This window comes from Hyphomonas sp. GM-8P, assembly GCF_003263315.1.
Taxonomy (GTDB): domain Bacteria; phylum Pseudomonadota; class Alphaproteobacteria; order Caulobacterales; family Hyphomonadaceae; genus Hyphomonas.
The window spans coordinates 15,833-28,157 of the sequence record NZ_AWFE01000138.1; the positions used below are offsets into that span (position 1 = coordinate 15,833).

At 62.2% G+C, this 12,325-nt stretch carries 10 protein-coding genes; 4 read left to right on the top strand and 6 right to left on the bottom strand.

What is annotated here, in order from left to right; genetic code table 11:
* Nucleotides 1–14: 14 nt before the first annotated feature.
* From HY26_RS18065 to HY26_RS18080, 4 genes are all read right to left on the bottom strand, one after another.
* Nucleotides 15–1,529: a phosphomannomutase/phosphoglucomutase gene (locus HY26_RS18065; RefSeq protein WP_034762271.1), complete on the bottom strand. Its 1,515-nt coding sequence runs from the start codon at nucleotides 1,527–1,529 to the stop codon at nucleotides 15–17.
* A gap of 94 nt (nucleotides 1,530–1,623) precedes the next feature.
* A complete protein-coding gene (locus HY26_RS18070) occupies nucleotides 1,624–2,343 on the bottom strand; it encodes a type 1 glutamine amidotransferase (protein ID WP_034761168.1) in 720 nt (239 codons plus the stop codon).
* Between the two features lie 6 nt (nucleotides 2,344–2,349).
* Complete coding sequence (locus HY26_RS18075) at nucleotides 2,350–4,209, bottom strand: ABC transporter ATP-binding protein (protein ID WP_112074282.1); 1,860 nt, start codon at nucleotides 4,207–4,209, stop codon at nucleotides 2,350–2,352.
* A gap of 71 nt (nucleotides 4,210–4,280) precedes the next feature.
* Entirely contained in the window at nucleotides 4,281–6,023 is a 1,743-nt protein-coding gene (locus HY26_RS18080; protein ID WP_233351685.1) for a DUF885 family protein, read from the bottom strand.
* Nucleotides 6,024–6,132: 109 nt separating this feature from the next.
* Here HY26_RS18080 and sdhC point away from each other — a divergent pair, with 109 nt between their 5' ends.
* Genes sdhC through HY26_RS18100 form a run of 4 tightly spaced genes read left to right on the top strand, consistent with a single transcriptional unit; the run spans nucleotide 6,133 to nucleotide 9,550 of the window.
* Nucleotides 6,133–6,531 carry a succinate dehydrogenase, cytochrome b556 subunit gene (gene sdhC / locus HY26_RS18085; RefSeq protein ID WP_112074283.1) on the top strand — a complete coding sequence of 133 codons (399 nt, stop codon included), beginning with the start codon at nucleotides 6,133–6,135 and terminating at the stop codon, nucleotides 6,529–6,531.
* Nucleotides 6,532–6,544: 13 nt separating this feature from the next.
* Nucleotides 6,545–6,940, top strand: coding sequence for a succinate dehydrogenase, hydrophobic membrane anchor protein (sdhD, locus tag HY26_RS18090; RefSeq protein WP_034761155.1), 396 nt, complete (start codon nucleotides 6,545–6,547; stop codon nucleotides 6,938–6,940).
* 24 nt (nucleotides 6,941–6,964) lie between these two features.
* Nucleotides 6,965–8,752, top strand: coding sequence for a succinate dehydrogenase flavoprotein subunit (gene sdhA / locus HY26_RS18095; protein ID WP_112074284.1), 1,788 nt, complete (start codon nucleotides 6,965–6,967; stop codon nucleotides 8,750–8,752).
* A gap of 15 nt (nucleotides 8,753–8,767) precedes the next feature.
* Entirely contained in the window at nucleotides 8,768–9,550 is a 783-nt protein-coding gene (locus HY26_RS18100) for a succinate dehydrogenase iron-sulfur subunit (RefSeq protein ID WP_034761147.1), read from the top strand.
* Here HY26_RS18100 and HY26_RS18105 read toward each other — a convergent pair.
* Both HY26_RS18105 and ftsH read right to left on the bottom strand, forming a co-directional pair.
* The gene (locus tag HY26_RS18105) at nucleotides 9,547–10,161 is read right to left on the bottom strand and encodes a GNAT family N-acetyltransferase (protein ID WP_051599488.1); all 615 of its coding nucleotides are present in this window, start codon (nucleotides 10,159–10,161) and stop codon (nucleotides 9,547–9,549) included. The two genes, HY26_RS18100 and HY26_RS18105, sit on opposite strands and share 4 nt — an antisense overlap.
* Before the next feature lie 202 nt (nucleotides 10,162–10,363).
* Nucleotides 10,364–12,292: an ATP-dependent zinc metalloprotease FtsH gene (ftsH, locus tag HY26_RS18110; protein WP_034761143.1), complete on the bottom strand. Its 1,929-nt coding sequence runs from the start codon at nucleotides 12,290–12,292 to the stop codon at nucleotides 10,364–10,366.
* Nucleotides 12,293–12,325: the final 33 nt, after the last annotated feature.

The window sequence follows — 12,325 nt, forward strand, 5'->3', positions numbered from 1 at the left end:
TCAGAGACGGCCGATCAGATTTCCTGGTTGTAGGCGCCAACTTCCGGGTGCTTGCCGAGGCGGGGTTTCACTTCCTTGTGGAAGAGGTCCTTCATGTCAGCTTCGCTGGCCATGGATTCGACCACGACGACCAGTTCCGGCTTGTTGGATGACGCCCGCACCAGAACCCAGGAGCCGTCTTCCAGTGTCACGCGGGCACCGTTGACAGTATTCACGTCGACCACTTTCCGGCCAAGAATCTCCGTGCCGTTCAGGCCCTGATATTCTTCGACCATCTTGTCGACGATGCCGTACTTGGTCTCGTCATCGCAGTGCGGCGACATGGTGAGCGAGGTCCAGGCCGTGCCCAGTTCCCCTTTCAGTTCCGCCATCGTCTTGCCCGGGTTGCGGTCCAGCATCTGCAGCACGGCCTTGGCAGCAACGAGGCCGCAGTCATAGCCGAGCCCGATCGGTGGACGGAAGAAGAAGTGGCCGGACTTCTCGAAGCCCGCGAGCGCGCCAAGCTCGTTCGTGCGCCGCTTGATGTAGGAGTGTCCGGTCTTGTAATAATCGACGGTGGCACCGTTTTCCTTCAGTACAGGATCAGTCTTGTAGAGGCCGGTCGATTTCACATCGACCACGAATTTTGCGTTCGGATACTGTTTCGACAAATCGCGGGCCAGCATCAGGCCGATCTTGTCAGCGAAGATTTCCTCGCCCGTATTGTCGACAACACCGCAGCGGTCGCCGTCGCCATCAAAGCCGAGCGCAACGTCTGCACCATGCTCCCTCACGGCTGCGGCCATCGCGTGCAGCATTTCGGAATCTTCCGGATTCGGATTGTATTTCGGGAAGGTCATGTCGAGATTGCAGTCCATCTCGATGACCTCAGCGCCCATGGCGCGCAGTGCGTCCGGCGCAAAGGCACCTGCCGTGCCGTTACCGCAAGCTGCGATCACGCGCAGCGGACGGGACAGTTTCACGCCATCAGAGACGGATGCGATATATTTCTCGCGGATGCCTTCGACACGGTAGTGCTTGCCGCCTTCGCGTTCGACAAAGGCGCCGCCCATGACGATTTCCTTCAGGCGGCCCATTTCTTCAGGGCCGAAAGTGAGCGGCTTGTTCGCGCCCATCTTTACGCCCGTCCAGCCATTTTCATTGTGGCTGGCGGTGACCATGGCGCAGCAGGGTGCATCCAGTTCGAACTGGCTCCAGTAGACCATCGGTGAAAGCGCGAGGCCGACATCCATCACTTCGCAGCCGCCCTGCGTCAGGCCCAGGATCAGGGCATTCTTGATCGGCTGGCTGATGGAGCGGAAATCATGGCCGGTGACCACTTTCGGCTCGACACCCAGTTCGTGGAACAGCGTCGCCATGCCCAGGCCGAGGGCCTGAACACCCGTGAGGTTCAGCTCCGGGGCTTTTTCCTTGCCGATACCGTTGAACCACCAACGGGCATCATATTCGCGAAAACCTGTCGGTTTCACCAGTGGCAGCACTTCGAACTCGAACGTATTCGGAGCGATGTTGGCGAGCGGTTTCGGCATCATGTCGGATATCTCCACGGATTGTGTGCGCGTGTTGAACACTGTTGCACATGTTTCCGCAACCGGATGCAGGTTTCACACCAATTTCAAATCGTTAACGCCTGCGCCGGTGTGCGTTCAGGAATTCCGCCGTCCAGCGCGCCAGACGGGTGTGATCGCCTTCGATTTCAAGGGATTCCAGCGCCTGATCCGTTAAGGTTTCGCCGAGGCGCGGGCGGCGCAGGGAATAAAGTGCCGCAGAGTAGCGATCGGCGAATTCCGGATGACACTGGAAGCTGAGCGCCGGCGCCTCCGGATAGTACAGACCTGCGAACGGCGTGAAATCCGACGCCGCGATCACTTCCGCGCCCGGCGGCAGGGACACGACCTGGTCCTGGTGGCTGACAGCCGCTGAAACGGTGGGCGGGCACGCCTCTTTGATAAAGCCCGGACAGGCCACGACATCGTAAGTGTGCCGCCCGACGCCCCAGCCTTTCTCAGACTTCACGACGTTGCCGCCCAGCGCTTCGGCCATGATCTGGTGACCGAAACAAATGCCGACCTGCGGCACACCCGCGGCAGCGCCCGCACGAACGAAATCGGCCAGCGGACCGATCCATGCCTCGTCGTCGTAAACGCCGGCGGGAGACCCTGTGATCATCACCGCTTCCAGCGTGTCCAGCGCTGGCAAAGGCTGGTTCTGGATCACCGAGACGGTCTCGAATTCATATTGGCCGACGCCTGCCATCATCTGGCGGAACATGGCCGGATAATCCTCGAAGTCGCCGCGGATCGGCTCCGGCACGAGGCCGGTTTCGATAATGGTCAGTTTCATGAGGCCCTACTCCGCCGCAACTTCGCTGTCTGCCTCACCCGGTTCGACCAGGAACCCGCCGGACTGGCGCGCCCAGAGCTCGGAATAGAGCCCGCCGGCGGCGACAAGATCGGCGTGGCTCCCCTGCTCCACGATCTGGCCTTTATCCAGCACGATCAGCCGGTCCATCGCGGCGATGGTCGACAAGCGGTGGGCAATGGCGATCACCGTCTTGCCCTCCATGAGTTCGAACAGTTTTTCCTGGATCACGGCCTCGACCTCGGAATCGAGCGCCGAGGTCGCCTCGTCGAGGATCAGCACCGGGGCATCCTTCAGGAAGATACGCGCAATGGCGATCCGCTGGCGCTGGCCGCCGGAGAGTTTCACGCCGCGCTCGCCGACATGCGCATCGAGACCGCGCCGGCCCTTTGAATCTTCAAGATCGTTGATGAAATCCAGCGCGGCGGCTTTCTCACACGCTGCCAGGATCTGGGCGTCGCTGGCGCCCGGCCGGCCATAGGCGATGTTCTCGCGGATCGACCGGTGGAGGAGCGAGGTATCCTGCGTCACCACACCGATCTGTGCCCGGAGCGAATCCTGCGTCACGTGAGAGACATCGTGCCCATCCAGCAGGATGGCGCCGCTTTCGGTTTCATAGAAGCGTAGCAGCAGGTTTGTCAGCGTCGTCTTGCCTGCGCCGGAGCGGCCGACGAGGCCGATTTTCTCGCCCGGCCGGATGGAGAGGGAAAAGTTCTCGATCACGCCTGACCCTTTGCCATAGTGGAAGGAGACATCCTGGAATTCGATTGCTCCCACGCCGCGCGGCAGGTCTTCCGCATCCGGCGCATCGGCCACGGCAACCGGACGGTTGAGCATGGCCTTCCCGTCATAGACCACGCCGATATTCTCGAAGAGGCCTGCGACTTCCCACATGATCCATTGCGACATGGACTTGATCCGCAGCGTCAGACCGATCGCCGCTGCCACGGCGCCTGCCCCGACCAGATTACCCATCCACAAATAGATGCCTATCGCGCCGACCAGGAAAACCAGCAGCGAATTGTTGAGATAGACGACCACATTGAAACCAGTGACGTAGCGCATCTGCCGGTACACCGTCTGCAGGAAGCCCTGCATACTGTCCTTCGCATAGGCTTCCTCGTGTCCGGCATGGGCGAACAGTTTGACGGTCTGGATATTGGTGTAGCTGTCGACAATACGCCCGGTCATGACAGAGCGCGCATCGGCCTGCTCTTCCGCCACCTTGCCGAGTCGCGGAACGAACCAGGCCATGACGAGGCAGTAGAGCCCGCCCCACAGGAGGAATGGCAGCATCAGGCGCCAGTCGGACGAGGCCACCAGAACCAGTGCCGAGATGAAATAGACAACCACGAAAACGAAAACGTCGAGGATCTTCATCACCGCCTCGCGTACAGCGAGCGCGGTCTGCATCACCTTGGTTGCGACGCGGCCGGCGAATTCGTTGCCGAAGAAGTTCATCGACTGGCCCAGCATCTGCCGGTGCATTCGCCAGCGCGCGCTCATCGGCACATTGCCCATCAGGCCCTGGTAGACGATCAGCGCATGGATCAGTGTCGCGAGCGGCAGGGCAACCAGCACCACACCCGCCATGAAGGCGAGCCGGGGGCCTTCGCGCTGAAGGAAACCCTCCCGGTCAGCGGAGGACAGCCAATCGACGATCCCGCCAAGGAAACCGAACAGGGTTACCTCTCCCACGGCGATGAGCGCAGTCAGGGCTGCCGTGACCGCCAGCCACGGCACAGCATCACGGATGTAATACCGGACGAAAGGCCAGAAGCCGTCCGGCGGCACATCCAGAAGCTGGTCCGGAAAAGGAGCGAGGCGGTGTTCAAAGAAGCGGAACATGGCCCGCCCATTTGGCGTGCCGGTCAGGGCGAGACAAGCCTGCCCGGAACAAATTTAAATGGCTGTCGCAATCAGGGCACGAGCGCGACAGGTGCAGGCGCCAGTTGCGCGTCGATCCAGTCATGTATCTGGCGGTCTAGCACGTCCAGCGGAACAGCGCCCTGCGACAGTACCGCATCGTGGAATGCGCGGATGTCGAATTGATCACCAAGGGCTTCTTCGGCCTGATGACGCAGGTCCAGGATTTTCAGTTCACCGATCTTGTAGGCCGTCGCCTGCCCCGGCCAGCCCATATAGCGGGTGACTTCATTCTGGATGTTCAGTGGCGCGAGCGCAGAGTTTTCGTTGAAACATTTCTCCGCCTCTTCCCGGGTCCAGCCATACCAGTGCAGCCCTGCGTCGGCGACCAGCCGGCAGGCGCGCCACATTTCCATCGAGAGGCCGCCGAAACGTTCATAGGGCGTCTCGTTCAGGCCTGCCTCCATCGCCAGGTGTTCGGCATAGAGTCCCCAGCCTTCGCCGAAGGCGGTAGCGTAGTATTGCTGGCGGAAACGCGGTTGGCCTTCCATTTCCATCGCCAGCATGATCTGCAGATGGTGCCCCGGCACAGCCTCATGCGCCGAAAGGGCTGGCAGCTCATAGAGCGGCCGCTGGTCCAGCGCGTACGTATTGACCAGATAGATGCCGGGCCGGTTTTCCTGCGGATCGCCTTCCACGTACCGCCCGGACGTGTAGCCCGGCGCAATCGTGGCCGGTACCGGCTCCACATCATACCAATGCTCCGGAAGCTTGCCGAAATAGTCGGGCAGGATCGCATCCAGCTTCGCCGCTGTTTCCTTCGCCCGGCTCATCAGTTCCTCAGGCGTCTTTGCATAGAAGGCCGGATCGGTGCGCAGGAAATCGAGGAAGTCCTGGAAATCGCCTTCAAAATGGATTTCCTGAAGGATGGCCTCCATTTCGGCGCGGATACGGGCGACTTCGGCCTCGCCGAGCGTGTGGATCTCTTCCGGGGAATAACCGGCGCCGGCCGTGTGATGCTCGACTGCCGCCGCATAGGCGTCCAGGCCACCCGGCAATTCCGCGATACCGGCCCCTGCCCGTGTGTGAGGCGCATAGTCTTCCTCGATAAAGGCAAGTGTCTTGCGATAGGCCGAGATCGCATTGGCAACGGCGGTCAGCCCATCCGTTCTCAGCCGGGAGGCAACGGCCGGGTCCATGCCCGCAGGCAGGTTCAGGAACGGAACGTACAGTCCGCTCGCACTCGGATCATCTGAGATCTGTTCGCGGATCTGGTCGGTCGACACTTTCAAAGGATCGGCATGGGCCACCCAGCCAGTGGCGAGCCCCCGGCGCATGTTCGCGACGTTTTCGGCAAAATAGCGCGGCACATCGTTCAGGCGCGCAATCCACGCCTCGCCTTCGGCTTCGCTGGTGATCGTGGTCTGCATCGCCGCAAAGATGGGTTCGGCCTGGAAGCCCCAGTCACCGGTGAACGGGATGCGTGGGGTGTCGAAGCGCGCATCATCGATGTCGGCCGACAGGAGACGTTCGAGAATGGCCTGATCGGTGGTCCGGTCCGTCTCGAGGGCCGCAATCGAATCGCGCAGCGCCTGCGCCCTCGCCGCCCGCTCAGATATGGCTTCGGGTGTCACTTTTCCCCAGGCCGATGGCGCTTCCCCAGCGGCACGTGCCGCTTCCTCTGGGTAAACGTCACGCACATACACCTCATATTCGGCGACCAAGGCATCCATCGGATCCGCCAGTGCCGCAGGTGTGATCAGAAACAGGGCCACAACCCACAGAAATCGTTTCATATTGTCACTCCATGACGCGCCGTGCGTTGACAGGATCATAGAGACTCCTAGAACCGCAAGCCAAGCACTTGAGTGAAACTCTTACCATTCATCGGAAGGTGTCCTTCGCATGTCAGGATCGTCCGGGGCTGATGCCCGCCCGCTGTCGCCTCACCTCCAGGTCTGGCGCCCCCATGTCACCATGGCCGCTTCGATCACCCACCGCATCACTGGCGTTGCCCTCTATTTCGGCACCTTCCTGATCGCCGGCTGGATCATCGCTCTGGCCACCGGTGCCGAGTGTTACGACGCCATCGAGGGGATCCTCTTCTCCTGGTTCGGAAGCGTCATCCTCTATCTCTGGACGGTCGCTGTCCTGTTCCACCTCGTGAACGGCATCCGCCACCTGCTCTGGGACGGCCCAAATATCGGCTTCGATCCGGGCCGGGCCAGCGCCGTTTCCGTCTTCAACTACGCATTTGCCATTCTGGGCGCGGCCGCCATCTGGTTCGCCGCCGCCGGACTGTAGGAGGCAGAGACCCATGTCGAACAGCCAGTTCCTGACCCCGACCAAAGCCGCCCGCGGCCTCGGCTCCGCCAAATCCGGCACCCATCACCATATCGGCCAGCGCGTATCGGCCATTGCCCTCATATTTCTGGTGCCGTGGTTCCTGTTCTCGATCATCAACGCCGTCCAGGGCGGTGAAAAGGCTGCGATCGAATGGATTTCGCAGCCGCTGCCGGCGATCCTGCTGATCCTTACGGCCGGCGCGACCGTATACCATATGCGCCTCGGCATGCAGGTGGTCATTGAAGACTATATTGCGAAGACGGGGATGCGCTCGGCGCTGCTGATCCTGAACAGCTTCGCCTGTATCGCACTGTTTGCGGCCATCGCCCTTTCGGTCCTGAAACTGTGGATTGGCGCGGGCGCGTAAGCGACGCCGCGGGAGAGTTAGAACATGAGCACCTATAACTGGATCGATCATACATACGATGTCGTGGTTGTCGGCGCGGGCGGTTCCGGCCTGCGCGCCGCCCTCGGCGCGGCCCAGGCTGGCCTGCGCACCGCCTGTATCACCAAAGTCTTCCCGACCCGCTCGCACACAGTTGCAGCGCAGGGCGGCATTGCCGCTTCTCTCGGCAATATGGGCGAGGACAACTGGCGCTGGCACATGTACGACACCGTCAAGGGGTCTGACTGGCTGGGCGACCAGGACGCCATCGAATACCTGACGCGGAATGCCCCGCAGGCTGTCTACGAACTTGAGCACTGGGGCATGCCCTTCTCGCGGACCGTGGAAGGCAAGATCTACCAGCGTGCCTTCGGCGGCATGACTCGCGACTTCGGCCAGGGCCCGGTGCAGCGCACCTGCGCCGCCGCAGACCGGACCGGCCACGCCATGCTGCACACGCTTTACGGCCAGTGCGTGCGTGAGGAGACCGAGTTCTTCATCGAGTACTTCGCCATGGACCTGATCATGGACGAGGAAGGCGCCTGCCGCGGTGTCACAGCCTGGAAGCTGGATGACGGCACGCTGCACCGCTTCCGTGCCCAGAAAGTCATCCTCGCCACCGGCGGCTATGGCCGCGCCTTCTTCTCCTGTACCTCCGCCCACACCTGCACGGGCGACGGCAACGCCATGGTGCTGCGCGCCGGCCTGCCGCTTCAGGACATGGAATTCGTGCAGTTCCACCCGACCGGCATCTATGGGTCGGGCTGCCTGATCACTGAAGGGTCCCGCGGTGAAGGCGGTTACCTGACCAACTCCGAAGGCGAGCGCTTCATGGAGCGCTACGCCCCCAGCGCGAAAGACCTCGCCTCCCGTGACGTCGTCTCCCGCGCCATGACCGTGGAAATCCGAGAAGGCCGTGGCGTCGGCCCGGAAAAGGATCACATCCACCTGCACCTCGAGCACCTCGGCGCCGAAGTGCTGGCCGAGCGTCTGCCGGGCATTTCCGAAACCGCGAAAATCTTCGCCGGTGTCGACGTCACCAAGGAACCGATCCCGGTCCTGCCGACGGTCCACTACAATATGGGCGGCATCCCGACGAATTATCACGGCGAAGTGCTGACCAAGAAAAACGGCGATCCGGATTCGGTCGTGCCGGGCCTGATGGCCGTTGGCGAAGCGGCCTGCGTGTCGGTGCATGGCGCCAACCGCCTTGGCTCCAACTCTCTGATCGATCTGGTCGTGTTCGGCCGCGCAGCAGGCCTGCGCTGCGGTGAGACGACGATTGCCGGCGCCACGCAGCCGGAACTGCCGAAAGGCGCAACCGACAGCCACCTCGCCCGCCTCGACAAGTTCCGCAACGCATCCGGTGACCAGCCGGTCGCCAAGCTGCGCCTCGAAATGCAGCGCGCCATGCAGAGCAACTGCGCCGTGTTCCGCACCGGCGACGTTCTCAAGGAAGGCGTCGACGCGATCGAGGAAGTCTACAAGAAACTGCCGGGCATCGATGTCCAGGACCGCACCATGGTGTGGAACACCGACCTCGTCGAAGCGCTCGAGTTCGACAACCTCCTCGCCCAGGCGGCCGTTACTGTGAATGGCGCGGCAACGCGCGAAGAGAGCCGCGGCGCCCATGCCCGCGAGGACTTTGCAGACCGCGACGACGAAAACTGGATGAAGCACACGCTGGCGTGGAACGATGGCACCGGCAAGGTGACGCTCGATTACCGCCCTGTGCACGACTACACGATGTCGAACGAAATCAGCTACATCGAGCCGAAGGCCCGGGTTTACTAAGAGGACCGCACGAACATGGTACAGCTTACGCTTCCCAAGAATTCCACGGTCCGCAAAGGCAAGACCTGGCCGAAGCCGCAGGGCGCGACCAATCTCCGCCAGTTCCGGATCTATCGCTACAATCCGGAAGAAGGCGGCAATCCGCGCTGGGACACCTATTGGGTGGACATGGACAAGGCCGGGACGATGATCCTGGACGTCCTGCTCTACATCAAGAACAATATCGACCCGACGCTGGCCTTCCGCCGCTCGTGCCGGGAAGGCGTTTGCGGTTCCTGTGCAATGAACATTGCCGGGCGCAACACGATCGCCTGCACCAAGGGCTTCGACGACCTGCCGAAGGGCGTGATCACGATCAGCCCCTTGCCCTCGCAGCCGGTGGTGCGCGACTTGATCCCCGACCTGACGAACTTCTATGCCCAGCACGCCTATGTGCAGCCGTACCTGAAAACGGACACGCCAGCGCCGGAGAAGGAATGGAAACAGTCCGAGGCTGACCGCGAAGAGCTGAACGGCCTTTACGAGTGTATCCTCTGTGCCTCCTGCTCGACGTCCTGCCCGTCCTACTGGTGGAATGGCGACAAGTATCTCGGCCCGGCCGCCCTGCTGCAGGCCTATCGCTGGCTGATCGACAGCCGCGACGAAGCCACCGGCGAGCGCCTCGACGATCTGGAAGACCCGTTCAAGCTCTATCGTTGCCACACGATCATGAACTGTGCGCAGGTCTGCCCGAAAGGCCTGAACCCGGCCAAGGCCATCGCCAAGATCAAGCACATGATGGTGGAACGGGTCTCTTAAGACTCGTCCGTCAGGCCTTCGTCTTCCGCGCCATTGATCCGGAACACCTCGCGGAGCCCTCGCGGGGTTTCCATGGCGCGCAGCACGCTGATCAGTTCGCCGACATGGAACTGCCACATCGTGGTCGGTGGCATCGGCCGGATCACATGCCCGCCGAGCGCCTTGAACAGGCTGTTGGCCTTGCGGTTCTCCGGCAGCGTCTCCGCTTCCAGCGTGATGATCCCTTCAGCATGACAGCAGAGCGCCACGCAAGCGATCAGCATGCGGGACAGGCCCTGCGCGTGATAGGCGTCCAGTACGCCCATGGCGAGCTCGGCTTCTTCCAGTTCATTCGTGGTGCGGATCGCGTGGGCCGCGGCGATAAAAGGCTGGCCCGGCTCGTTCTTGAGTGCCGCCGCCCAGGCGATGTGGCGGTGCCCGTCCGCATCGGCGAGCGCGTGGATAATCGATTTCGGAATGACCTTGGCGCCTGAGAAGAAGCGCAGGTAACGCGACTCTTCCGACATGTTCGCCACGATATGCTCGAACCGCGGTTCATCCTCCGGCCCGGCCGGGCGCAGAATGACTTCCACTCCGTTGGAGAGGACGATGTCTACCGGTTTGATGGGCATTGCGCCCTCCCGCCTGCCTGACTGTTCCGACCGAATGATGCCCTTTAGAAACCAAAATGCTGCAGTGCAGCAATCCTTGAGGTACAGCAAGACTGTATTTCGATTGCGCCAGTCTACCCCCGCGACAATTCGAACCCGGGCCAGGCGACGAAAAAAGGCGCTGCCGGCATGGCAGCGCCTCAATTCAGGATTTTCCTGCAGATCAGGCCGGGTTCGGTTCCGGGTCGCCCGTGGGCTCGCCACCCTCATCCTTCGGCTTGCGGCGTTTGCCGATGGCCGGGACAGCAGAGGACGGGCCGATGTCTTCGGCGCCAAGGTCCGGACGGGTCGGCGGCTTGCCGTCCAGGAGATCGGTGATCTCGCTGCCGGTCAGCGTCTCGTATTCGAGCAGGCCATTGGCGATGGCAGACCATTCATCATGACACTCGGTCATGATGCGGCGGGCATCGTCCATGCCGGTCTGGATCAGCTTGCGGACTTCTTCCTCGATCTTGCGGGACGTCTCTTCCGAGACGTGGCTCGCCTGCACGAGTTGCTGGCCCAGGAACACATCGCCCTGGTCCGAGCCGTAATCCACCGGACCGATCGTGTCGGACAGGCCGAAACGGGTGACCATGGCGCGCGCCAGACGGGTTGCCTGCTGGATGTCGGAAGCGGCCCCGGCGGTGACATTGTCGTCGCCGAATTTCAGCTCTTCCGCAACACGGCCGCCCATCATGATGGCGAGGCGTGACGTCATCTCGACCTTGGACATGGACAGCTTGTCGTCTTCCGGCAGCTGCATGACCATGCCGAGCGCGCGGCCGCGCGGTATGATGGTCGCCTTGTGAACCGGATCCGCGGCGGGCACTTTCATGGCCACGATGGCGTGACCGGCCTCGTGCCAGGCGGTGAGTTCCTTTTCCTTCTCGGACATGACCATGGAGCGGCGCTCCGGTCCCATCAGGACTTTGTCTTTCGCGTCCTCGAATTCCTGCATGGCAACCACGCGCTTGCCGCGGCGGGCGGCCAGCAGCGCAGCCTCGTTGACGAGGTTCGCAAGGTCGGCGCCCGAGAAGCCCGGCGTACCGCGCGCAATCGTCTTCGCGTCGACGTCTTTGGCCAGCGGCACATTGCGCATGTGAACGCGCAGGATCTTTTCGCGGCCCATGATGTCCGGATTGCCGACGGTGACCTGACGGTCGAAACGGCCGGGGCGCAGCAGCGCCGGGTCCAGAACATCCGGACGGTTGGTGGCGGCGATCAGGATGATGCCTTCATTGGCTTCGAAGCCGTCCATCTCGACCAGCAGCTGGTTCAGCGTCTGCTCGCGCTCGTCATTACCGCCGCCGAGGCCGGCACCACGGGAGCGGCCGACCGCGTCGATCTCGTCGATGAAGATGATGCACGGCGCGGAGCGCTTGGCCTGTTCGAACATGTCGCGCACACGGCTGGCACCGACGCCGACGAACATTTCGACAAAGTCCGAACCGGAAATCGTGAAGAAGGGTACCCCCGCTTCACCGGCCACGGCGCGGGCCAGCAGCGTCTTACCGGTCCCGGGCGGGCCGACCAGCAGCGCGCCTTTCGGGATCTTGCCGCCGAGGCGCTGGAACTTGGACGGATCCTGCAGGAATTCGACGATCTCCTGCAGCTCTTCCTTGGCTTCATCGACGCCTGCGACGTCGTCAAAGGTAACGCGGCCATGCTTTTCGGTCAGCAGGCGGGCACGCGATTTGCCGAAGCTCATCGCACCGCGGCCACCGCCACCCTGCATCTGGCGCATCATGAAGAAAACAAAGCCGACGATCAGCAGGATCGGCAGGATCGAGAACAGGAGCGAGGCAAAATTGTTGCGCCCGCTGTCGGCATCCACCGTGAACGGCACATTGTGGTCGCGCAGATAGTCCTGCGTGCTCATGTCGAGAGCGCGCAGCTCGCTGACCATCGTGTTGCCATCGGTGGTCTTCACGATGATCTGGTCATCGCCCAGCGTGGCTTCCGCCACTTGGCCATTGTCGACGAGTGTGTAGATTTCGGAGAGTTTCGCGCGCTTGGCACTGGCGGTTTCGGGATTTCCGCCCATCGCGACCGCCATACCAATGACGAGCAGCGCGATTGCACCCCAAATGGCCAGGTTCCGAACGTTCATTTCATCTCTCTCAGTTTGGAAAGCTTCTCGACA

What these genes read in the sequence shown, in the direction of transcription:
- HY26_RS18065 (WP_034762271.1), bottom strand. Translation starts at nt 1,529, where the DNA reads ATGCCGAAACCGCTCGCCAACATCGCTCCGAATACGTTCGAGTTCGAA.
- HY26_RS18070 (WP_034761168.1), bottom strand. Translation starts at nt 2,343, where the DNA reads ATGAAACTGACCATTATCGAAACCGGCCTCGTGCCGGAGCCGATCCGC.
- HY26_RS18075 (WP_112074282.1), bottom strand. Translation starts at nt 4,209, where the DNA reads ATGTTCCGCTTCTTTGAACACCGCCTCGCTCCTTTTCCGGACCAGCTT.
- HY26_RS18080 (WP_233351685.1), bottom strand. Translation starts at nt 6,023, where the DNA reads ATGAAACGATTTCTGTGGGTTGTGGCCCTGTTTCTGATCACACCTGCG.
- sdhC (WP_112074283.1), top strand. Translation starts at nt 6,133, where the DNA reads ATGTCAGGATCGTCCGGGGCTGATGCCCGCCCGCTGTCGCCTCACCTC.
- sdhD (WP_034761155.1), top strand. Translation starts at nt 6,545, where the DNA reads ATGTCGAACAGCCAGTTCCTGACCCCGACCAAAGCCGCCCGCGGCCTC.
- sdhA (WP_112074284.1), top strand. Translation starts at nt 6,965, where the DNA reads ATGAGCACCTATAACTGGATCGATCATACATACGATGTCGTGGTTGTC.
- HY26_RS18100 (WP_034761147.1), top strand. Translation starts at nt 8,768, where the DNA reads ATGGTACAGCTTACGCTTCCCAAGAATTCCACGGTCCGCAAAGGCAAG.
- HY26_RS18105 (WP_051599488.1), bottom strand. Translation starts at nt 10,161, where the DNA reads ATGCCCATCAAACCGGTAGACATCGTCCTCTCCAACGGAGTGGAAGTC.
- ftsH (WP_034761143.1), bottom strand. Translation starts at nt 12,292, where the DNA reads ATGAACGTTCGGAACCTGGCCATTTGGGGTGCAATCGCGCTGCTCGTC.